Source organism: Streptomyces antarcticus (genome assembly GCF_026627255.1).
GTDB classification, from domain to species: domain Bacteria; phylum Actinomycetota; class Actinomycetes; order Streptomycetales; family Streptomycetaceae; genus Streptomyces; species Streptomyces antarcticus.
Map to the genome: position 1 here is coordinate 308,366 of NZ_JAPNLM010000002.1, position 21,152 is coordinate 329,517.

The window sequence follows — 21,152 nt, forward strand, 5'->3', positions numbered from 1 at the left end:
TGCTCCTTCACAGATGGCGACGTCGCTGCGCGGCTTGCCGGTCGTACGCTTCACGGGCTTCGGCCGCCGCCTCGCGGGTCGCGGTCTCGGCCACAGGAACATCCCACCACGCCTGTGCCGGGGGTGGGCCCGACACAGTGTCGGGCGTTCGGGTCTGTACGTAGACACATGTGGGACGCGTCGCCGAGCGGGCCTCGGCGAGGGCTTCGCGCAGGTCACGCACGGTGCGGGCGCGGATGACGGCCATCCCGAGGGAGGCCGCGTTCGCCGCGAGGTCCACCGGAAGGGGATCCCCGGTGTACGAGGAGTCGGGCGCCCGGAATCGGTACGCGGTGGCGAAGCCCTCCCCGCCGACGGCCTCCGACAGGCCGCCGATGGAGGCATAGCCGTGGTTGTCGAGGATCACCACCCTGACCGGGACGCCCTCCTGCACGGCGGTGACGAGCTCGGTCGGGTTCATCAGGTACGTCCCGTCGCCGACGAGCGCCCACACGGGCCGGCCGGGCGCGGCGAGCGCCACGCCGATCGCGGCCGGGATCTCGTAGCCCATGCAGGAGTATCCGTACTCGACGTGGTACTGGTCCGCCGAGCGGGTCCGCCACAGCTTGTGCAGGTCGCCGGGGAGCGAGCCGGCCGCGTTGACCAGGATGTCCGTGCCGTCGACGAGCGCGTCGAGCAGCCCGAGCACCTGCGTCTGGGTGGGCGGGAGGTCTTCGTCGGCGGCGGATACGGCGTAGGCCTCGTGGACGCGGGCCTCCCACCGGGCCCGGCCCCGCCGGTACGCCTCCTCGTACGCGGGGGCGACGCGGTGGCCGAAGACCGCCTCCCGGAGTTCGTCGAGACCCTCGCGGGCGTCGGCGACCAGCGGCCGGGCGGCGAGCTTGTGGGCGTCGTACGGGTCCAGGTTGAGGCCGACGAACCGGACGGCGGGGTTCTGGAAGAGGGTCGCGGAGGCGGTGGTGAAGTCCGTCAGCCGGGTCCCGGCGGCGATCACCAGGTCGGCCTCCCGGGCGAGGTCGTCGGCGGCGGCGGTGCCCGTGTGCCCGATGCCGCCGACGTCGGCCGGGTGGCCGTGCGGGAGGGCGCCCTTGCCCGCCTGGGTGGCGGCGACCGGGATGCCGGTGGCCTCGGCGAACGCGGCGAGGGCGGCCCGGGCGTCGCTGTGGCGGATGCCGCCGCCGGCGATGATCAGGGGGCGCGCGGAACCCCGTACGGCCGCGGCGGCCGCGGCCAGCTCGGACCGGTCGGGCCGGGGCCGGCGCACGCGCCAGACCCGCTCGGCGAAGAACTCCTCGGGCCAGTCGTACGCCTGCGCCTGCACGTCCTGCGGCAGCGCGAGGGTGACGGCGCCGGTCTGCACGGGATCGGTGAGCACCCGTACGGCCTGGAGGGCCGCCGGGATCAGCGTCTCGGGCCGGGTGACGCGGTCGAAGTGGCGGGAGACGGGCCGCAGGGTGTCGTTGACGGAGACGTCCCCCGCGTACGGCACCTCCAGCTGTTGCAGCACGGGGTCGGCGGGACGGGTCGCGAAGGTGTCCCCGGGCAGCAGGAGCACCGGGATCCGGTTGATCGTGGCGAGGGCGGCGCCGGTGACGAGGTTGGTGGCGCCGGGCCCGATGGAGGTGGTGACGGCGTGCGCGGAAAGCCGCCCGCACTGGCGGGCGTACCCGACGGCGGCGTGCACCATGGCCTGCTCGTTGCGTCCCTGGAGGAAGGGCATCGCCTGCGGGCCCGCCTCCAGCAGCGCCTGCCCGACGCCGGCGACGTTCCCGTGGCCGAAGATCCCCCAGGTGGCGGCGATCAGCCGGTGGCGCTGCCCGTCGCGTTCGGTGTACTGGCGGGAGAGGAAGCGGACGAGGGCCTGCGCGACGGTGAGTCTCATCGGGGGGCCTCCGCCTCGGGAAAGGGCGCCCCGGGGAAGGGCAGCCTGGGGTCGGTCTCCGCGCCCGGCCAGGTGGCGCGGATCCAGCCGTGGTCGGGGTGGTCCCGGATGAGCCACTCCCGGGTGCGGCCGGGGCCCGCCATCACGTTCAGGTAGTACATGTCGTGCCCGGGCGCGGCGATGGACGGGCCGTGCCAGCCGTCCGGGATGAGCACGGCGTCGCCGGTGCGCACCTCGGTGAGGATGTCGGTCTTCCCGGCCGGGGAGGGACTGACCCGCTGGTACCCGATGCCGGGGGTGTCGCCGTGGGGGGCGATCTCGAACCAGTAGATCTCTTCCAGCCGGGACTCCTCGCCGGGACGGTCCTCGTCGTGCTTGTGGGGCGGGTACGAGGACCAGTTGCCGCCGGGGGTGAGCACCTCGACGGCGATGAGCCGGTCGCAGGCGAAGGAGTCGGCGGCGGCGAAATTGTTGACCTGTCGGGAGCAGTTCCCGGCGCCCCGCAGCTCGACGGGGACGCCGGCGGCCGGGCCGTACCGGGCGGGCAGGCGGCGCTCGCAGCGTGCCCCCGCGAGCGCGAACCGGCCGCCCGCGGCGGAGGTGACGGTCGCGTGCGCGTCCCGGGGCAGGTAGGCGAAGTCGGTGGGCCCGCCGAACACCCCGGGGCGGCCTCGGAGTGCGAAGCCGTACGCACCGGCGCCAGGGCCGGGGGCCGGGCCGGAGCCACGAGGGGTGCCGGGGCCGGGGCCCGGACCCTGGCCGGCGTCGCGGACGCTGACCTGGCAGGCCCCGGACAGCGGGAGCACGATCCACTCCGCGTCCCCGCACGGGTGCGCGTACGTCTCCCCCGGTTCGAGGGCGAGCACGAGCAGCCTCGTCCACTCCATCCCCCACTCAGACACCACCGGCACGGCCGAGCACCTCCTCCACCTCGTCGGGAAACGGCATCGCGGTGGAACAGGCCAGCCGCGTGGCCACGATGGCGCCGGCCGCGTTCGCGTACCGCACCGTCCGCTCCAGGTCCCATCCGGCGAGCAGCCCGTGGCAGAGCGCGCCGCCGAACGCGTCGCCCGCGCCGAGGCCGTTGACCACCTCCACCGGGACGGGCGGGACGTCGGCGACCGAGCCGTCCCGGTGCACCGCCAGTACCCCGTCCGGGCCCCGCTTGACGACCGCGAGCTCCACACCGGCGGCGAGCAGGGCCCGCGCCGCCGCGTACGGCTCGGACTCGCCGGTGGCGATCGCGCACTCCTCCTGGTTGCCGACGGCCACCGTGGCCAGGGCCAGCGCCCGTTCGTAGTGCGGCTCCGCCTTCTCCCGCCACAGCGTCGGCCGCCAGTCCAGGTCGAAGACCGTGGTCCCGGCCCTGGAGCGGGCCTCCAGCGCGGCGAGGGTGGCGGAGCGGCTCGGCTCCTCGCTCAGGCCCGTCCCCGTCATCCAGAAGACCCGGGCCGCCCGGACCGCGTCCAGGTCCAGCTCGTCGGCCTCGATCTCCAGGTCGGGCGCCTTCGGCAGGCGGTAGAAGTAGAGCGGGAAGCGGTCGGGCGGGAAGATCTCGCAGAAGGTGAGCGGGGTGGGGAGCCCCTCGACCTCGGACACCCACCGGTCGTCCACGCCGAGGCGGCGCAGCTCCGCGCGCAGGTACCCGCCGAAGGGGTCGGCTCCGGTCCGGGTGACCACCGCGGTCCGGCGCCCCAGGCGGGCGGCCGCGACGGCCACGTTGGCCGGGGAGCCGCCGAGGAACTTGCCGAAGGTGTCGGCCTCGGCCAGCGGCACGCCGGTCGTCAGCGGGTAGAGGTCCACCCCGATCCGCCCCATCGTGATCAGGTCGAAGCCCAACGGGTCGCCGGTCACTGTCACTGCCACTCCTCCCACTCGCTCGTTCACGTCGTCGTCTCCCGCTCCGCCGCGCGCGCCGCCTCCGCGCCGTCGTGGCGCCGTCCTCCGCGGCGCGCCGCCCGGGCCGTCGCCCGCGCCGCGCGCCGCCCCGTGCGCCGGACCGTGCGCGCCCTACGCCACCGCGCGCACCGCCCTACGCCGTTCTGCGCACCGCCTTCACCGTCCTCTTCGCCGTCCCCCCGGGCCTCGCACCCTAAGGTGGCCGCTATGACGTCCTCCCCGCCCGCGTTGACCCGTATCCGCATCGGTTCGGCTCCGGACTCCTGGGGTGTCTGGTTCCCCGAGGACCCCCTCCAGACCCCCTGGGAGCGGTTCCTCGACGAGGTCGCCGACGCCGGGTACGAGTGGATCGAACTCGGCCCGTACGGCTACCTGCCCACCGATCCCGGCCGCCTCACCGAGGAGACGGCCCGGCGGGGGCTGCGCGTCTCGGCGGGAACCGTCTTCACCGGACTCCATCACGGGCCCGCCGTGTGGGAGGACACCTGGGAGCACGTGTCGCGGATCGCGGCGCTCACCCGGGCCGCGGGCGCGGCCCACCTCGTCGTCATCCCCTCCTTCTGGCGGGACGACAAGACCGGGGAGGTGCGCGAGGACCGCACGCTCAGCGCCGGCCAGTGGCGCGACCTGACCTCCCAGACCGAGCGGCTGGGCCGGGAGGTCCGGGACCGCTACGGACTGCGGATCGTCGTGCACCCGCATGCCGACACCCACGTCGACACCCCGGAGAACGTGGCCCGGTTCCTGGACGCCACCGACCCGGACCTGGTCTCCCTCTGCCTGGACACCGGGCACTACGCGTACTGCGGCGGCGACAGCGTCCGGGCCGTCGAGACCTTCGCGGAACGGATCGGCTACCTCCACCTCAAGCAGGTGGACCCGCGCGTCCTCGCCGAAGTCGTCGCGGAGGGGGTCCCCTTCGGTCCGGCGGTCGCCCGCGGGGTGATGTGCGAGCCGCCGTCGGGGGTACCGGACCTGGAGCCGGTGCTGGAGGCGGCCCAGCGGCTCGGGGTGGACCTGTTCGCGATCGTGGAGCAGGACATGTACCCCTGCCCGCCCGGCCGGCCGCTGCCGATCGCCCGGCGCACCCTGGCCTACCTGCGCTCCTGCGGCGCCCGCTGACCCTCCGGAAGGGAATCACCACATGAGCACGCTCGGCATCGCCGTCATCGGCACCGGGAAGATGGGCGCGGACCACGTCCGCCGGATCGGACGGACCGTCGGCGGGGCCAGGGTGGTGGCCCTGGCCGATCCGGACGGGGACCGTGTCAAGGAGGTGGCGGGCACCCTGGACGGGGCCGCCGCGTACACCGACCCGGCGGCCGCGATAGCCGCGCCCGGGGTGGACGCGGTACTGATCGCCTCCCCCGGACCGGCCCACGAGGAGGCCATCCTGGCGGCCCTGGGGCGGGGGCTGCCGGTGCTGTGCGAGAAGCCGCTGACCCCGGACCCGGCGGGCGCCCTGCGGATCATGGAGGCCGAACAGCGGCTGGGGCGGCGCCTGGTACAGGTCGGGTTCATGCGGCGGTACGACGCCGAGTACGAGCGGCTGAAGGAGCTGCTGGACGCGGGCGGGATCGGACGGCCGCTCTTCCTCCACTGCCGGCACCGCAACGCGGCTTCCCCCTCCTTCTTCACCAGCGACATGCTCATCACGGACTCCGTGGTGCACGAGGTGGACGCGGCGCGCTGGCTGCTGGGGCAGGAGGTCACGGCGGTGTCCGTGCTCTCCCCCACCCCCTCCTCGGCGGCGCCCGAGGGGCTGCGCGACCCCCGGCTGGTCCTGCTGGAGACCTCCGGCGGGGCCGTCGTCGACGTGGAGATCTTCGTCAACTGCGGTGTCGGGTACCAGGTGCGGTGCGAGGCGGTCGGCGAGTCCGGCAGCGCCCTGATCGGCGACGGGCACGCGATGGTCGTGCAGGCGGCCGGCCGGTGGGGCGGGGAGATCCCGCAGGACTTCACGGTGCGCTTCGCCGACGCCTACGACCGCCAGCTGCGGAGCTGGGTGGCCGCGGCCGCGCGGGGCCGGGTGGCCGGACCGGACGCCTGGGACGGGTACGCGGCGTCGGCCGTCTCGGAGGCCGGCCTGACGGCGGCGCGCGGCGGCGTACGGACCACGGTCGAACTGGTGGAACGCCCGCCCCTGTACCGCTGACCCTGCTCCGGCCCGACGGGCCGCCCCGCCGCCGGACCGGTGCGTCGCATCTGTCACAGGGGTCCCGCTTGTGTCACGCATATCCGCATTACGCGGGTTTTCCGTCACAGGCGGTCGACAGCCCCTCCCCTGCCCTCACCCTGCGTCGTTCCCCGGGCACAACTCGAGTGATCGTCAGTGTCCACGCGCCGGCTCCCCCGACGGCCTCCCGGCCGGCTCCGCGGCGTGGACGAGGAGGTGTCGTGCATGAGCGACCGACAGCTGTGGTCGTACAAGGAGATCGCCGCCCACATCCGGGTCCAGCCGGACACCGTCCGCTCCTACCGCAAGCACGGGCTGCTTCCCGCACCCGACCACGTGGAGGTCGGCAAGCCCTACTGGTACGCCGACACCATCCGCACCTGGGTGGCCCGCCGCCCGGGCAACCGGGGCCGCCGCGAGGACTGACCACCCCCGGCCGGGCCCCCACCAGCGCCCGGGGCCCGGGGGCCCGGGGCCGGACGGGACCTACCGGGCCCCGGCAGGTATCCGCTCAGCCTCTCCGGCCCCCGCCCCGGGCCCCGGACCTGGGCCCGCCCCCGGCCCCCGACCCGCCTCGGGACCCGCTCCCGGACCGGGCGCCGGCGCGGCGGCCTCCCCCTCGCTCAGCCCGAACCGCTCGTGCATCCGGCGCAGCGGTCCCGGTGCCCACCAGGTGGCCTTCCCGGTCAGCTTCATCACCGCGGGGACCAGGAGGCTCCGTACGACCATGGCGTCCATCAGGACCGCCAGGGCAATTCCGAGCCCCAGCATCTTCGTGTTGGTCACCCGCGAGGTGCCGATGGCCACCATCACCACCGCCAGGATCACGGCGGCCGCGGTGATCAGTCCGCCGGTGCGGGCCAGTCCTGCGCTCACGGCTCCCTCGTGGTCCCCGGTGCGGTCGTACTCCTCCTTGATCCGGGATATGAGGAACACCCCGTAGTCCATGGAGAGTCCGAAGGCGATGCAGAACATCAGCACCGGCAGCGTGGTCTCTATGTCACCGGTCGAGGTGAAGGAGAGCAGGCCCGAGAGGTTGCCCTCCTGGAAGACCCACACCACCGCCCCGAACATCGCCGTCAGGCTCAGCGCGTTGAGCAGGATCGCCTGGATGGGTATCAGGACGCTCCCGGTGAGCAGGAACACCAGCAGCAGCGTGGCCAGTACCACCAGGGCCAGGGCGGCGGGCAGTTCCTCCGCTATGGCGTCCTGGGCGTCCACGAGGACCGCCGCCTGTCCGGTCACGGACGTCTCGAAGGGCGCGTCCACCTCTCGCACCTCGCCGACGAGGTCCTGTGCCTGCGGCCCCACAGCCTCGCCGTCGGCGGCCACCGAGAAGTAGGCGTACGGCGAGCCGGGGCCGGCGCTCACCGGGCCGTCGATCCGGACCACCCCGGGCAGTGCGCCCACCCGGTCCCGGTACGCGGTGAGGTCCCCGGGTCCCGCCGCCCCCTCGGCCAGCACGATCAGCCCGCCTCCGGGGCTGCCCGGGAAGCCGTCCCGGATCTGCTGCTGGACCATGTGCGACTCGGCGGTCGCCGGCAGCTGCCGGTCGTCCACGGTGCCGAACTTCACCCCGAGGAACGGCAGGCCGAGCAGCAGCAGCCCCGCGGTGGTGGCCACCGCGAACAGCGGGGCGCGCCGCATCACCAGCGCGGTCGTCCGCGCCCAGCCCCGGCCGGTCTCCCCGGCCTCCCGAACTCCTGCGGTACGCCGGCCCCGGCGCCACAGCGCGCGCAGGTCCAGGGAGTTGACCCGGTGGCCCAGCAGGACCAGGGCCGCGGGCAGCAGGATCAGCGCGGCGCCCGCCGCCAGCAGGACGACCGCGACCCCGGCGTAGGCGAAGGACCGCAGGAAGTACATCGGGAAGAACAGCATCGCCGAGAGCGAGACGGCGACGGTCAGCGCCGAGAACAGCACGGTGCGGCCGGCGGTGCGCAGCGTCGCCCCGACGGCGCCGACCGGGTCCCGGCCCGCGGCGAGTTCCTCGCGGAACCTCCGCACGATGAACAGGGCGTAGTCGATGGCGAGTCCGAGCCCGAGGGCGGTGGTCAGGTTCTGGGCGAAGACCGAGACGTCGGTGAACTCGGTGAGGCCGCGCAGCACCGCGTTCGTCCCGAGGACGGCCACGATGCCGACGCCGAGCGGCAGCAGGGCGGCCACCGCGCTGCCGAAGACGAGGACGAGCAGCACGAGCGTCACCGGCAGGGCGATCAGCTCGGCGCGCAGCAGGTCCTCCTGGATCGTCGCGGTCACCTCCCGCTGGACCGCGGCCTGCCCGCCGAGGGAGACCCTGAGCGGTCCGTGGTCCCCCTGGTAGCGCGGGGCGAGCCGGTCGAGCACCCGGGTGGCGGTCTTCTCGTCGCCCGTCACCCGGGCGGCGATCAGCGCCTGTCCGCCGTCCTCGGAGCGCAGCGCGGGTGACGGCGTGCGCCAGTACGAGCCGACGCCGGCGACCCCCTGCTCGGCGGCGAGCCGCACCGTCAGCCGCTCCGCCTCGGCCGCGACGGCGGGATCGTCCACTCCGGCGGCGCCCTCACGGGCGTGGACCAGCAGCAGCAGGTTGGGCTGGGAGCCGGGGAACTCGCGTTCCAGGACCGAGGCCGCACGGGTGGACTGGGCGTCCGGGTCCTCCCAGCCGCCGCTGCCCATCCGGTCGGCGACGCCGCCGCCCGCGAACACGGCCAGCGCCGTCACGACCAGGGCGAGCAGCAGCGAGAGCCGCGGCCGGGCCGTGACGATCCGGGTCCACCTGCCGCTCTCCCCGGGCGACGGCGGATTCTTGACTTCGGACATGACTCGGTGTCCCCTTCACCTGATTGCCAGGCTGAATACACTGGCGAATACGAGCAGTCGCTCGCGTTCATTCAGAATGCGAGCGACCCCTCGCGTTTGTCAATCACCCACGGGAAGCAAGGGATTGGACATGCCGGGGACACCCCAGGACAAAACGGCAGAAGAGGCAGAAGCACCCCCGCCATCCGACAAGGCAGCGGCCACGGCTGCGGCCACGGCCACAGTGACCACGGCCGCAGCCACGACCGCGACCCCCCGCCGCCGCCAGGCCCGCGGCGAGCGGCGGATCAGCCAGCTCCTGGCCGCCGCCGCGGGCGTGTTCTGCCGTACCGGATACGCCGCGGCCAGCACCAACGCCATCGCGCGCGAGGCCGGGGTCTCACCGGGCACGCTCTACCAGTTCTTCCCGAACAAGGAGGCCATCGCGATCGAGCTGGGCGGCCAGCTGCTCCAGCGCGCCCACGAGACGCACGGCCAGGCCTTCCTGCCCGAGAACCTGGACCGGCCGCTGCCCGAACTGCTGGACGCCGTCCTGGACCCGGTCATCGCCTTCAACTGCGAGAACCCGGCGTTCTGGGCGCTGATGCACGGCTCCGGCGTCCCGGGCATCACGCAGGAGCACGAGGAGCTGCACTGCAACCTGCTCACCCGGATCGAGGCCGTCCTGCACGGCTTCGCCCCCGCCGCCACGCCGGCCGAGCTCACCCACACCTCGAACATGATCCTGGGCATCTTCAAGTCGTCGCTGGACCTGATCCTCGCCCACGAGGGACCGGAGCGCGCCGCCTACACCGCTGAGCTGAAGACCGTTCTGCTCCGCTACCTGGAACCCATGGTCACCACGACTCGCTCTCGATGACCCGGTCCGGGCGCCGGGCGCCCGGCCCCTTCCCCGACCCGGACCCGCTCCCCGACCCGGACCCGCTCCCCGTCCCGGAGCCCGCCCGCAGCCGCAGCCCCACCAGGGGAAACACCAGTACCGACAGCATCCCCGCCCCCACCAGCGCCGCCGCCTCCCCCGGCTCGACCTTCCCGTCCTGGACCCCCATCGTCGCGATGGCCACGACCAGCGGCAGCGCCGTGGAACCGAACAGCACCAGCGCCGACCGGTCCCGCCGCCCGAGGTCCCGCGGGGCCAGCAGCCACATCGGCAGCCCCCGCACCACCACGAACAGCAGCAGGAACACCGGGACCAGGAGCAGCGTCCATCCGCCCCCGAGCAGCGCCTCCAGGTCGAACTCGATCCCGGTGACCACGAAGAACAGCGGCACCAGGAAGCCGAAGCCGAGCGCCTCGACCTTCGACAGCACCGTCCCGCTGCTCTCCGGCACGGCCCCCTGGAGCACCAGCCGGGTGATCAGTCCGGCCGCGAAGGCGCCGAGCAGGATGTCGAGCCCGAGCGCCTGGGCCAGCGCCAGCATTCCCACCAGCATCAGCATCACCAGCCGTACCGCGAACTGCGCGCTGCTGTGCAGGGTCCTGGCGATGACGCGGGAGAACCAAGGGGGCTTGGGCCGCAGCGCCCAGAACACCGCCGCCGCCGTCAGCAGCCCGAAGGCCACCAGCAGCGCGGCCGAGCGGGCCGGCGCCCGCCCGCTCAGCAGCAGCGCCATGGCGATGATCGGCCCGAACTCGCCGACCGACCCCATCGCCATCATCACCGTGCCCAACCGGCTCTTGAGGTCCCCGGCATCCCTGAGCACCGGCAGGATGGCGCCGAGCGCGGTGCTGGTCAGCGCGGTGCCGATGTAGACGCCCAGGAAGATCAGCATGGCGAGGCCGAGCTGGCTCAGTACGTCGATCACCTACCCGGAGCTCGCCCATCCGAGCACGTCGGGCCGCATGAGGATGCCGAGCAGGATCTCGAAGATGACCAGCGGCACGGCCAGCCAGCGCGAGAACCCGTAGGCGAGGAGCGGGGCGAGCACGGCGGCGGCCATGATCAGAACGAGGGTTCCCGGTTGATCCATATCCGCCATTTACATACACCTCGCCCATATCGTCCACCCCAAAAGAACGGGCGCGTATCCTCGCTTTGATACCCCCTAGGGGTATAGTCTCGAAGTGTCGGAGGAACAGGCTGGAGAAATCCGCCGCCCCCGGCGACCGGACCCACCCCTCATGAGGAGAACGACATGAACGCCGAGACGGACACCCGGACCACCACCGTCTACCGCGTGACCGGCATGACCTGCGGGCACTGCGAGGGCGCGGTGACCACGGAGCTCTCCGCCCTGCCCGGCGTCAGCTCGGTCAAGGCCGTCGCCGCGACCGGCGAGGTCACCGTGGTCTCCGCGGCCCCGCTGGCGGACGAGGACGTACGCGCCGCCGTGGACGAGGCGGGCTACGAGTTCGCCGGCCCCGCCCAGCCGTAACCGGCGCCACCGCTCCCCACCCGGGCGGCACCCGGCCGCCGGAGCACCCCACCCGGGCGGCACCCCGCCCCCCGCAGCACCCGCAGCACCCCGCCGGGCGGCACCGGCCAGCTCATACTGGTTCCGTACCGCCCGGCCCTCCCCCTGGAGCCCGGAACATGACCAGCACAGTGCACGACGGACCCATAGCGGCGGTCGAGCTCACGATCGGCGGAATGACCTGCGCCTCCTGCGCGGCCCGCATCGAGAAGAAGCTGAACCGGATGGACGGGGTCACCGCGACGGTGAACTACGCCACCGAGAAGGCGAAGGTCTCGTACGCGGGTGACGTCCGGGTCGCCGATCTGATCGCGACCGTCGTGAAGACCGGGTACACCGCAGAGGAACCCCCGCCGCCGGAACCGGAACCACAGCCGGAGGCCGCGGGAGGCCCGGGAGCCGGAGCGGACGGTGCCCCGGAGGCGGCCGACCCCGAGTCGGCCGCGCTCCGCACCCGGCTGCTCGTCTCGGCCGTCCTCGCCGCCCCCGTCGTGCTGCTCGCGATGGTCCCGGCGCTCCAGTTCGACAACTGGCAGTGGCTCTCCCTGACGCTCGCCGCCCCCGTCGTCGTCTGGGGCGCCCTCCCCTTCCACAAGGCCGCCTGGACCAACGCCCGGCACGGCGCCGCCACCATGGACACCCTGGTCTCGGTCGGCACGCTCGCCGCCTTCGCCTGGTCCCTGTGGGCCCTGTTCTTCGGCCACGCGGGCATGCCCGGCATGCGGCACGGCTTCGACCTCACGATCTCCCGGACGGACGGCTCCTCCGCCATCTACCTGGAGGTCGCGGCCGGCGTCGTCACGTTCATCCTGCTCGGCCGCTACCTGGAGGCGCGCGCCAAGCGGAAGTCGGGCGCGGCCCTCAAGGCCCTGCTGCGGCTCGGCGCCAAGGACGTCACCGTCCTGCGCGGCGGCGCCGAGGTCCGCGTCCCGGTGGGCTCGCTCGCGGTCGGCGACCGGTTCGTCGTCCGCCCCGGCGAGAAGATCGCCACCGACGGCGTGGTCGTCGAGGGCGACTCCGCCGTGGACGCCTCGATGCTGACCGGCGAGTCGGTCCCGGTCGAGGTGGCCCCGGGGGACGCCGTCACCGGCGCCACCGTCAACACCTCGGGGCGCCTGGTCGTCGAGGCCACCCGGATCGGCTCCGACACCCAGCTGGCCCGGATCGCGAAGCTCGTCGAGGACGCCCAGAACGGCAAGGCGGAGGTGCAGCGCCTCGCCGACCGGATCTCCGCCGTCTTCGTCCCCGTCGTCCTCGTCCTCGCCCTCGGCACCTGGGTCGGCTGGCTGCTCGCCACCGACAACCCCACCGCCGCCTTCACGGCCGCCGTGGCCGTCCTGATCATCGCCTGCCCCTGCGCCCTGGGCCTGGCCACCCCGACCGCGCTGATGGTCGGCACCGGCCGGGGAGCGCAGCTCGGCATCCTGATCAAGGGCCCCGAGGTGCTGGAGTCCACCCGCCGCGTGGACACCGTCGTCCTGGACAAGACCGGTACGGTCACCACCGGCCGGATGGCGCTGACCGGCGTCCACCCCGCCGAGGGCGTCGACCCCTCGCAGTTGCTCCGCCTCGCCGCAGCGCTGGAGCACGCCTCCGAGCACCCGATCGCCCGGGCGGTCGCGGCGGGCGCCGCCGGCCTTCCCGGGGGGCTGCCGACGCCGGAGGGCTTCGAGAACCTCGCCGGGCTGGGCGTCCGGGGCGTGGTCGACGGCCACGCCGTCCTGGTGGGCCGCGCCCGGCTGCTGGCCGAGCGGTCGGTCGAACTGCCTCAGGCGCTCGCCGGGGCCCTGGCGGCCGCCGAGGCCGCGGGCGACACCGCCGTCCTGGTGGCCTGGGACGGAACGGCGCGCGGGGTGCTGACCGTGGCCGACGCGGTCAAGGAGACCAGCGCCGAGGCGGTGGCCCGGCTGCGCGCGCTCGGCCTGACGCCGGTGCTGCTGACCGGTGACAACAAGGCCGTGGCAGAAACGGTGGCCCGCGCGGTGGGCATCGACGAGGTGATCGCCGAGGTGCTGCCGCAGGACAAGGTCGACGTGGTCAAGCGGCTCCAGGCCGAGGGCCGTACGGTCGCCATGGTCGGCGACGGGGTCAACGACGCGGCCGCGCTGGCCCAGGCGGACCTGGGCCTGGCCATGGGCACGGGCACCGACGCGGCCATCGAGGCCGGCGACCTGACCCTCGTACGGGGCGACCTGAGGGTTGCGGCGGACGCGATCCGGCTCTCCCGCCGGACCCTGTCCACGATCAAGGGGAACCTGTTCTGGGCCTTCGGCTACAACGTGGCGGCCCTGCCGCTGGCGGCCGCCGGACTGCTCAACCCGATGATCGCGGGGGCCGCGATGGCCTTCTCCTCGGTCTTCGTGGTGACCAACAGCCTCCGGTTGCGGTCCTTCCGCTAGTGGATCACCTTCGCATCCCCGCCACAGTTCCTTCACGCGAGACGCAGATCACAGTGATCGCGACGTAACCATCCGGGGTCGTCGTGGGTCTAATGGGGCGATGCCAGGGACGTCTTGGGGGACGTCTCACGGACGTCTTGGGGGATGTCCGTGGCATCGGCCGGCCGGGACGCGTGCCGCGGGAAGCCTTGAGCGGCCCTCCCGACCCGAACGGGTCCCGGCAGACACCGAACGCCCCGGATCGGATCCCGTGGGGGGAATCCGTACCGGGGAAAGGAAAGCGCCCCGACCGTCGACCCGTGGGGGGATCGACGGCGGGGCGCTTCTCCCTGCCTGTGCGTGCGCGCCCGTGTTCGGCGCGCGGATGCCGCCGCGGCCCGGAGGCCCCGGCTCAGCGGCTCTCTACGGGAACGAAGTCGCGCAGGACCTCGCCGGTGTAGATCTGGCGCGGGCGGCCGATGCGGGAACCCGGCTCCTTGATCATCTCGTGCCACTGGGCGATCCAGCCGGGAAGGCGGCCGATCGCGAAGAGCACGGTGAACATCTCGGTCGGGAATCCCATGGCCCGGTAGATGAGACCGGTGTAGAAGTCCACGTTCGGGTAGAGGTTGCGCGAGACGAAGTACTCGTCGGCCAGCGCGTGCTCTTCCAGCTTGAGCGCGATGTCGAGCAGCTCGTCGCTCTTGCCGAGCGCCGAGAGGACGTCGTGCGCCGCGGCCTTGATGATCTTCGCCCGGGGGTCGAAGCTCTTGTAGACGCGGTGTCCGAAGCCCATGAGGCGGACGCCGTCTTCCTTGTTCTTCACCTTGCGGATGAAGGCGTCGACGTCGCCGCCGTCGTTCTTGATGCCCTCGAGCATCTCGAGGACGGACTGGTTGGCGCCACCGTGCAGCGGGCCCCACAGGGCCGAGATGCCGGCGGAGATCGAGGCGAACATGTTCGCCTGCGAGGAGCCGACCAAACGCACGGTGGAGGTCGAACAGTTCTGCTCGTGGTCCGCGTGCAGGATCAGCAGCTTGTCGAGCGCCGAGACCACGACCGGGTCCAGGTCGTATTCCTGGGCCGGCACGGAGAACGTCATGCGCAGGAAGTTCTCGACGTAGCCGAGGTCGTTGCGCGGGTAGACCACCGGGTGGCCGACCGACTTCTTGTACGCGTAGGCCGCGATCGTCGGCAGCTTGGCCAGCAGGCGGATCGTCGAGAGGTGGCGCTGCTTCTCGTCGAACGGGTTGTGGCTGTCCTGGTAGAACGTCGACAGCGCGCTGACCACGGAGGACAGCATCGCCATCGGGTGCGCGTCACGCGGGAAGCCGTCGTAGAAGCGCTTCACGTCCTCGTGCAGCAGCGTGTGCTGGGTGATCTCATTGCGGAACGACGCGAGCTGGTCGACGGTCGGCAGCTCCCCGTTGATCAGCAGGTACGCGACCTCGATGAAGGTCGAACGCTCGGCCAGCTGCTCGATCGGGTAGCCGCGGTAGCGCAGGATCCCCTGCTCGCCGTCGAGGTAGGTAATCGCGGACTTGTACGCCGCGGTGTTGCCGTAGCCACTGTCCAGCGTGACGAGCCCGGTCTGGGCCCGCAGCTTCGAGATGTCGAAGCCCTGGTCACCGACGGTGCTCTCGACCACCGGGTAGGTGTATTCACCGTCCGCGTACCGGAGTACTACAGAGTTGTCGCTCACGTCATCCCTCACCGACGTAGTGCCTCTTCTTCGAGGTGCCCTGACTGCCACTACCTTCCCCCATTTGGCGCAGGAGAGTGCACTCGGGGTCGGCATTTGGTTCTTTCGACGGCACTGAGTGCCGCCAAGCTGCTCATCCTGCCCCTTCGCACCGGCACCGGGAACCCCAAATGATCGATCATCTAGGTGATGTTTCCCACCGGTATCCGGCCGGACAGCCTGGCAGCGACCGCCGTGTACCTCCTGCCTGCGGAAACCGTACGCACCGCCTGCCCCAGGGCCTTCCGTGACCCGACGAGGACGACCAGTTTTTTCGCCCTGGTCACCGCCGTGTAGAGCAGATTGCGCTGGAGCATCATCCAGGCCCCGGTGGTGACCGGGATCACCACGGCCGGATATTCACTCCCCTGGGAACGGTGGATGGTGACGGCGTACGCGTGGGCCAGCTCGTCGAGTTCGGCGAACTCGTACCCGATCTCCTCGTCCTCGTCCGTCCGTACGGTCAGGCGCTGTTCGTCCGGGTCGAGGGCGGTGACCACGCCGAGCGTCCCGTTGAAGACGCCGTTGACGCCCTTCTCGTAGTTGTTCCTGATCTGGGTGACCTTGTCGCCCACCCGGAAGACCCGGCCGCCGAACCGCTTCTCCGGGAGGTCCGGCCGGGCCGGCGTGATGGCCTGCTGGAGCAGGGCGTTGAGGTTTCCGGCGCCGGCCGGGCCGCGGTGCATGGGGGCGAGCACCTGGACGTCGCGGCGCGGGTCGAGTCCGAACCGGGCGGGAATCCTGCGGGCGGCCACGTCCACGGCCAGCGCCCCGGCCGCCTCCGTGTCCTCTTCGGCGAAGAGGAAGAAGTCCGGCAGCCCGTCGGTGATCGGCGGCAGGCCGGTGTTGATCCGGTGGGCGTTGGTGACCACCCCGGACTGCTGGGCCTGCCGGAAGATCCGGGTCAGCCGTACGGCGGGCACCGGGCCGCCCTCGGCCAGCAGGTCCCGCAGCACCTCCCCCGCGCCGACCGACGGCAGCTGGTCCACGTCCCCGACCAGCAGCAGGTGGGCGCCCGGCGCCACGGCCTTGACGAGCTTGTTGGCCAGCAGCAGGTCCAGCATCGAGGCCTCGTCGACGACGACCAGGTCCGCGTCCAGCGGCCGTTCCCGGTCGTACGCCGCGTCCCCGCCCGGCTTGAGCTCCAGCAGCCGGTGCACGGTGGAGGCCTCGGCCCCGGTGAGTTCCGAGAGCCGCTTGGCGGCCCGTCCCGTGGGCGCGGCGAGCACGACCTTGGCCTTCTTGGCCCGGGCCAGCTCGACGATCGAGCGCACGGTGAAGGACTTGCCGCAGCCGGGCCCGCCGGTCAGGACGGCGACCCGGCGGGTGAGGGCCAGCTTCACCGCGTCCCTCTGTTCGGGGGCGAGGGAGGCCCCGGTCCGCGAGGCGAGCCAGCCCAGGGCCTTGTCCCAGTCCACGTCCCGGAAGCCGGGCATCCGGTCGTCCTCGGCGTTCAGCAGCCGGCGCACCTGCCCGACCAGCGACAGCTCGGCGCGGTGGAAGGGGACCAGGTACACGGCGGTCAGCGGGTCCGGCCCGCCCTGCGGGTCGGGCACGGGCTCCCGTACGACGCCCTCCGGGTCTGCGGCGAGCTCGGCGAGGCAGTCGATGACCAGCCCGGTGTCCACCTGGAGCAGCTTGACCCCGTCGGCGATGAGCCGGTCCTCGGGCAGGAAGCAGTGCCCCTGGTCGGTGGACTGCGACAGGGCGTACTGGAGCCCGGCCTTGACCCGTTCGGGGCTGTCGTGCGGGATGCCGACGGCCTGGGCGATGCGGTCGGCGGTGAGGAATCCGATGCCCCAGACGTCGGCGGCGAGCCGGTAGGGCTGGTTCTTCACCACGGAGATGGAGGCGTCGGCGTACTTCTTGTAGATGCGCACGGCGATGGAGGTGGAGACGCCGACGCCCTGGAGGAAGACCATGACCTCCTTGATGGCCTTCTGCTCCTCCCATGCGGCGCCGATCAGTTTGGTCCGCTTGGGGCCGAGCCCCGGCACCTCGATGAGCCGCTTCGGCTCGTCCTCGATGACGTCGAGGGTGTCGGTGCCGAAGTGCTCCACGATCCGGTCGGCGATCTTCGGGCCGATGCCCTTGATCAGGCCGGAGCCGAGGTAGCGCCGGATGCCCTGGATGGTGGCGGGGAGCACGGTGCGGTAGTTCTCCACCGTGAACTGCCTGCCGTACTGCGGGTGGGAGCCCCAGCGGCCCTCCATCCGGAGCGACTCGCCGGGCTGCGCGCCGAGGAGCGAGCCGACGACGGTGAGGAGGTCGCCGCTGCCGCGGCCCGTGTCGACGCGGGCGACCGTGTACCCGGTGTCCTCGTTGGCGTAGGTGATGCGCTCGAGCACCCCATCGACCACTGCCGGTTGTGCCGCTGCCGCCCCGTCCGCTGCCATGGACCGAAAGCTACCGTCCGGCGCCGACAGCGCGGGGCTCCTGTGGAAAACCGCAGGGGACGGGCCCGGGACACCAGAAGGGGGCCCGGCCTCGCGGCCGGACCCCCTCACGGTTACCCCTCCCGTGTCGGACTTCCCGATCCCCCCAGATCCCCTCCCGAAAGTCCCGACGCACCATACGACCCGCGATTCCCGCGCGGGGTTGCACCCGGATCCGGAGCTTTACCGTTCCGTTACCGAGGGCGGGTCCGAGGTGCCGTCAAATCGCCGCAGAAGTAGCGTTTCCGTCATGAGCGAACCTTCATTGCAGGACGACGTGCTCCAGGAACTCGGCGACGACAAGCTGACCGAGATCGCCGGGCTCCTCGGCACGGACACCAACGGCGCCCGCGACACCGTCACCGAGACGGTCGGTGCCATGACCGGCGGTCTGCAGGAGAAGGCGGCGGCCGACGACGACGACGGCGTCGAGGTCCGCCAGGCCTTCGCCGAGGTGGCGGAGCCCCCGCTGCAGGGCGTGTCCACCCTGGGCGGCGGCCTGGGCGGAATGCTGTCCGGCGGGATGATGGCCGGGGTGCTCGCCAAGGTCAGCAAGCCGGTGGCCAGCGCCGTCTCGAAGAAGACCGGCATCCCCGCGCCCGCCATCAGCCGCGTGATCGAGCTGCTGATCCCGGTGCTGCTGGCGGTCTTCGCCAAGCGCGCGGCCTCCGGCAAGGCGGCGGGAACCCCCGCGGCCGGCGGCGCCCCGGCGTCCGGCGGCGCCCCGGCGTCCGGCCCGGGGACGGGCCCGGCGAGGGGCACCGGCCCGGAGGGCGGCGGACTCGGGGACCTGCTGGGCCAGATCCTCGGCGGCGGCAGGAAGTGACCCGTACGGCGTAACGCCCCGCGGGTACGCGGAGGGCGGTCCGGACGGCGGCGGGAGCCGTACCCGGACCGCCCTCCGCGCTTGTCCCCCGCCGGCGCCCCGCTATCCTCGGACGCCATGGACACGCCCGAGAAGGCACCCGTGCGGCTGCGGGCCCCCGAGCCCGGCGACCTGGGCTGGATCGTGCAGCGGCACGGCGCGCTGTACGCCGCGGAGTACGGCTGGAACACCGAGTTCGAGGGCCTGGTGGCCCGGATCGTCGCGGACTTCGCCGAGGACCACGACCCGTACCTGGAACGGGTCTGGATCGCCGAACTGGACGGCCGCCCGGTCGGCTCGGTGATGTGCGTACGGGAGGACGCCGCGCCCGGGACCGCGCGGCTGCGGCTGCTCCTGGTGGAGCCCGCCGGCCGCGGCCACGGGATCGGGACCCTGCTCGTCGGCGCCGTCGTGGCCTTCGCCCGCTCGGTCGGCTACCGCGAGCTGGTCCTGTGGACCAACGACGTGCTGGCCTCGGCGCGCTCCCTCTACCTGCACGCCGGCTTCACCCTGGTCGCCGAGCGCCCGCACCGCTCGTACGGGGTCGCCCTCACGGGACAGGACTGGCGACTGCCGCTGCAGGAGGGCTCCCCGCGCTGACGTCCGGACCGACCCCCGTACGGTCCGGTCCGACCCCCGTACGGTCCGAACGCCGCGCGGGGGTCAGCGAGGTCAGTGCCACCCCGCCGACCAGGAGCGCCGCCGCCAGCCAGCGCGTGCCCGAGACAGATTCCCCCAGCACCAGCGCGGCCGAGGACATCCCGAACACGGGGACCAGCAGCGAGAAGGGCGCCACCGAGGAGGCCGGGTAGCGCCGCAGCAGGTAGCCCCAGGCGCCGAAGCCGAAGACGGTGGACACCCAGGCGACGTACCCGATGACGGCGGCCCCCGACCAGTCCAGGGCCCGCAGCGCGGCCAGGTCCCGCTCCGGCCCCTCCAGCAGCAGCGAGAGCGCGAACAGCGGCAGCACCGGGACCGCGCACACCCACACCATGAAGTTCAGGGCGTCGGGCGGCGAGGCCCTGCGGGTCAGCACGTTGGAGACGCCCCAGCAGGCGGCGGCCGCGACGACCAGGACGAAGCCGAGCACCGGCCCCGAGGTGCCCCCGTCGACGGCGGCGACGGCGATCCCGGCGAGCGCGACCCCCATGCCGGCCACCCGCACCCGGCCGGGCCGCTCGCGCAGCACGACGGCGGCGAGGACCGCGGTGAAGACGGCCTGGATCTGGAGCACCAGCGAGGACAGCCCGGCCGGCATCCCGGCGGCCATCCCGGTGAACAGCAGGCCGAACTTGGCGATGCCGAGAGCCGCCCCGACCCCGAGGATCCACTTCCAGGCGACCTTGGGCCGCCCGACGAAGAACACGGCGGGCAGCGCGGCGGCGAGGAAGCGCAGGGCGGACAGGAGCAACGGCGGGAAGTGGTCGAGTCCGATCTCGATGACGACGAAGTTGACGCCCCAGACGGCGGCGACGAGCACGGCGAGCGCGGTGTGTACGGGACGCATGGTTCGAGCATCGACGCCCGGAGGATGTAGCACCAGCGCGAGTTCCTTCCGCGATGGATGAAGCATTGCTACCGAATGGCCGGACTGCCACGATGGGGACATGCTCGATCTCGCCCGCCTCCGCGCCCTGCACGCCGTATCCGTCCACGGCTCGGTCGCGGGCGCGGCGGCCGCCCTCGGCTACACCCCCTCGGCGGTCTCGCAGCAGATCGCCAAGCTGGAGCGGGAGACCCGCACCAGGCTGCTGGAGCGCCGCGGGCGCGGCGTCGCCCTCACCGAGGAGGCCCGCCATCTGGCCGACACGGCGCAGGAGTTGCTGGCGATCGTGGAGCGGGCCGAAACCACCCTGGAGGAGCGCCGCGGGCAGCCCGGCGGGCTGCTGACGGTGGCCGCGTTCGCCTCGGCGGCGCGCGGGCTGCTGCCGGGGGTGCTGGCCGACCTGGCCGCACGGCACCCGGCGCTCGACGTACGCCTCACGGAGGTCGACCCGCACCTGTCGGTCGACCTGGTGGTCCGGGGCGTCACCGACCTGGCGGTGGCCCACGACTGGGACATCGCCCCGCTGCCCGCCCCCGAGGGGATCGAGCAGGCGGTGATCGGCGACGACCTCTGCGACCTGGTGGTCCCGGCCGGGCACCCCTTCACCCGCCGCGAGGTGATCCTGCGCGCGGATCTGGGCGGGGAGCGCTGGGTGTGCCAGCCGCCCGGCCGCGTCTGCCACGACTGGCTGGTGCGGACCCTGCGGACGGCCGGCTTCGAGCCCGACATCGCGCACGTCGCCGAGGAGAACCACACCATCGTCGCCCTGGTCGCGGCCGGGCTCGGCATCGCCGTCGTCCCCCGCCTGGGCACGGGCACGCTGCCGCCGGGCGCGGTGGCCGTACCGCTGGAGCCCGGGCCCGTGCGCCGGCTGTACGCCCTGTGGCGGACCGGGGCCGCCCGCCGGCCCGCCATCACCGAGGCCGTACGGACCCTGCGGGAACACTGGGCCGCGGCGGCGGCCCGTCCGGGGGACCTCCCGAGTGTCCGTCACGCCCCGGCCCCGGCCCGGCAGTAGGG

At 73.1% G+C, this 21,152-nt stretch carries 15 protein-coding genes and 2 pseudogenes; 9 read left to right on the forward strand and 8 right to left on the reverse strand.

All coding sequences use genetic code 11. The annotated features are described in order from the left end of the window. Window positions 1-7: 7 nt before the first annotated feature. Genes iolD through iolC form a run of 3 tightly spaced genes read right to left on the reverse strand, consistent with a single transcriptional unit; the run spans window position 8 to window position 3,700 of the window. Window positions 8-1,882, reverse strand: coding sequence for a 3D-(3,5/4)-trihydroxycyclohexane-1,2-dione acylhydrolase (decyclizing) (gene iolD, locus OTB16_RS05135; protein WP_267718649.1), 1,875 nt, complete (start codon window positions 1,880-1,882; stop codon window positions 8-10). After that, entirely contained in the window at window positions 1,879-2,769 is an 891-nt protein-coding gene (iolB, locus tag OTB16_RS05140) for a 5-deoxy-glucuronate isomerase (protein ID WP_267718807.1), read from the reverse strand. Before iolB ends, iolD begins: the two co-directional genes overlap by 4 nt. A 7-nt stretch (window positions 2,770-2,776) precedes the next feature. Further along, on the reverse strand, window positions 2,777-3,700 hold the full coding sequence (gene iolC, locus OTB16_RS05145; protein WP_420717632.1) for a 5-dehydro-2-deoxygluconokinase: 924 nt from the start codon (window positions 3,698-3,700) through the stop codon (window positions 2,777-2,779). A gap of 288 nt (window positions 3,701-3,988) precedes the next feature. On the opposite strand from iolC, the gene OTB16_RS05150 reads away from it, so the two are divergent. The 3 genes from OTB16_RS05150 (at window position 3,989) to OTB16_RS05160 (ending at window position 6,383) form a co-directional block, all read left to right on the forward strand. Further along, the gene (locus OTB16_RS05150) at window positions 3,989-4,903 is read left to right on the forward strand and encodes a sugar phosphate isomerase/epimerase family protein (protein WP_267718650.1); all 915 of its coding nucleotides are present in this window, start codon (window positions 3,989-3,991) and stop codon (window positions 4,901-4,903) included. Window positions 4,904-4,925: 22 nt separating this feature from the next. After that, the gene (locus OTB16_RS05155; RefSeq protein ID WP_267718651.1) at window positions 4,926-5,936 is read left to right on the forward strand and encodes a Gfo/Idh/MocA family protein; all 1,011 of its coding nucleotides are present in this window, start codon (window positions 4,926-4,928) and stop codon (window positions 5,934-5,936) included. 246 nt (window positions 5,937-6,182) lie between these two features. Next, window positions 6,183-6,383, forward strand: a complete 201-nt coding sequence (locus tag OTB16_RS05160; protein ID WP_267718652.1) for a helix-turn-helix transcriptional regulator — start codon at window positions 6,183-6,185, stop codon at window positions 6,381-6,383. A gap of 60 nt (window positions 6,384-6,443) precedes the next feature. Here OTB16_RS05160 and OTB16_RS05165 read toward each other — a convergent pair whose 3' ends face one another. Then, a complete protein-coding gene (locus tag OTB16_RS05165; protein WP_267718653.1) occupies window positions 6,444-8,753 on the reverse strand; it encodes an MMPL family transporter in 2,310 nt (769 codons plus the stop codon). A gap of 130 nt (window positions 8,754-8,883) precedes the next feature. On the opposite strand from OTB16_RS05165, the gene OTB16_RS05170 reads away from it, so the two are divergent. Continuing rightward, window positions 8,884-9,612 (forward strand): TetR/AcrR family transcriptional regulator, encoded by a 729-nt coding sequence (locus OTB16_RS05170; protein WP_420717621.1) that lies wholly within the window; start codon window positions 8,884-8,886, stop codon window positions 9,610-9,612. Here OTB16_RS05170 and OTB16_RS05175 read toward each other — a convergent pair. Continuing rightward, window positions 9,590-10,723, reverse strand: a pseudogene (locus OTB16_RS05175) (cation:proton antiporter). The gene OTB16_RS05170 and the pseudogene OTB16_RS05175 sit on opposite strands and share 23 nt — an antisense overlap. Window positions 10,724-10,888: 165 nt before the next feature. Here OTB16_RS05175 and OTB16_RS05180 point away from each other — a divergent pair. Both OTB16_RS05180 and OTB16_RS05185 read left to right on the forward strand, forming a co-directional pair. Next, on the forward strand, window positions 10,889-11,128 hold the full coding sequence (locus OTB16_RS05180) for a heavy-metal-associated domain-containing protein (RefSeq protein ID WP_267718655.1): 240 nt from the start codon (window positions 10,889-10,891) through the stop codon (window positions 11,126-11,128). A 158-nt stretch (window positions 11,129-11,286) separates the two neighbouring features. Further along, window positions 11,287-13,566 (forward strand): heavy metal translocating P-type ATPase, encoded by a 2,280-nt coding sequence (locus tag OTB16_RS05185; protein WP_267718656.1) that lies wholly within the window; start codon window positions 11,287-11,289, stop codon window positions 13,564-13,566. A 391-nt stretch (window positions 13,567-13,957) separates the two neighbouring features. Here OTB16_RS05185 and OTB16_RS05190 read toward each other — a convergent pair whose 3' ends face one another. After that, window positions 13,958-15,247: a citrate synthase gene (locus OTB16_RS05190; protein ID WP_267718657.1), complete on the reverse strand. Its 1,290-nt coding sequence runs from the start codon at window positions 15,245-15,247 to the stop codon at window positions 13,958-13,960. A gap of 182 nt (window positions 15,248-15,429) precedes the next feature. After that, the gene (recD2, locus tag OTB16_RS05195; RefSeq protein ID WP_267718658.1) at window positions 15,430-17,682 is read right to left on the reverse strand and encodes an SF1B family DNA helicase RecD2; all 2,253 of its coding nucleotides are present in this window, start codon (window positions 17,680-17,682) and stop codon (window positions 15,430-15,432) included. A gap of 289 nt (window positions 17,683-17,971) precedes the next feature. On the opposite strand from recD2, the gene OTB16_RS05200 reads away from it, so the two are divergent. Beyond that, window positions 17,972-18,547, forward strand: a complete 576-nt coding sequence (locus tag OTB16_RS05200) for a DUF937 domain-containing protein (RefSeq protein ID WP_267718659.1) — start codon at window positions 17,972-17,974, stop codon at window positions 18,545-18,547. A 141-nt stretch (window positions 18,548-18,688) separates the two neighbouring features. Next, a pseudogene (locus tag OTB16_RS05205) lies at window positions 18,689-19,186 on the forward strand (GNAT family N-acetyltransferase); the annotation flags it as partial. Here OTB16_RS05205 and OTB16_RS05210 read toward each other — a convergent pair. Further along, the gene (locus tag OTB16_RS05210) at window positions 19,137-20,093 is read right to left on the reverse strand and encodes an EamA family transporter (protein WP_267718660.1); all 957 of its coding nucleotides are present in this window, start codon (window positions 20,091-20,093) and stop codon (window positions 19,137-19,139) included. The pseudogene OTB16_RS05205 and the gene OTB16_RS05210 overlap by 50 nt on opposite strands. 100 nt (window positions 20,094-20,193) lie before the next feature. Between OTB16_RS05210 and OTB16_RS05215 the strand changes: the two genes are divergently transcribed. Then, window positions 20,194-21,150, forward strand: a complete 957-nt coding sequence (locus OTB16_RS05215; protein WP_267718661.1) for a LysR family transcriptional regulator — start codon at window positions 20,194-20,196, stop codon at window positions 21,148-21,150. Window positions 21,151-21,152 lie beyond the last annotated feature (2 nt).

Bases quoted from the DNA above. Each gene is read 5' to 3' on its own strand.
- iolD (WP_267718649.1), bottom strand. From the start codon at position 1,882: ATGAGACTCACCGTCGCGCAGGCCCTCGTCCGCTTCCTCTCCCGCCAG.
- OTB16_RS05200 (WP_267718659.1), top strand. From the start codon at position 17,972: ATGAGCGAACCTTCATTGCAGGACGACGTGCTCCAGGAACTCGGCGAC.
- iolC (WP_420717632.1), bottom strand. From the start codon at position 3,700: ATGGGGCGGATCGGGGTGGACCTCTACCCGCTGACGACCGGCGTGCCG.
- OTB16_RS05150 (WP_267718650.1), top strand. From the start codon at position 3,989: ATGACGTCCTCCCCGCCCGCGTTGACCCGTATCCGCATCGGTTCGGCT.
- OTB16_RS05170 (WP_420717621.1), top strand. From the start codon at position 8,884: ATGCCGGGGACACCCCAGGACAAAACGGCAGAAGAGGCAGAAGCACCC.
- OTB16_RS05155 (WP_267718651.1), top strand. From the start codon at position 4,926: ATGAGCACGCTCGGCATCGCCGTCATCGGCACCGGGAAGATGGGCGCG.
- OTB16_RS05185 (WP_267718656.1), top strand. From the start codon at position 11,287: ATGACCAGCACAGTGCACGACGGACCCATAGCGGCGGTCGAGCTCACG.
- recD2 (WP_267718658.1), bottom strand. From the start codon at position 17,682: ATGGCAGCGGACGGGGCGGCAGCGGCACAACCGGCAGTGGTCGATGGG.
- OTB16_RS05215 (WP_267718661.1), top strand. From the start codon at position 20,194: ATGCTCGATCTCGCCCGCCTCCGCGCCCTGCACGCCGTATCCGTCCAC.
- OTB16_RS05160 (WP_267718652.1), top strand. From the start codon at position 6,183: ATGAGCGACCGACAGCTGTGGTCGTACAAGGAGATCGCCGCCCACATC.
- OTB16_RS05165 (WP_267718653.1), bottom strand. From the start codon at position 8,753: ATGTCCGAAGTCAAGAATCCGCCGTCGCCCGGGGAGAGCGGCAGGTGG.
- OTB16_RS05180 (WP_267718655.1), top strand. From the start codon at position 10,889: ATGAACGCCGAGACGGACACCCGGACCACCACCGTCTACCGCGTGACC.
- iolB (WP_267718807.1), bottom strand. From the start codon at position 2,769: ATGGAGTGGACGAGGCTGCTCGTGCTCGCCCTCGAACCGGGGGAGACG.
- OTB16_RS05210 (WP_267718660.1), bottom strand. From the start codon at position 20,093: ATGCGTCCCGTACACACCGCGCTCGCCGTGCTCGTCGCCGCCGTCTGG.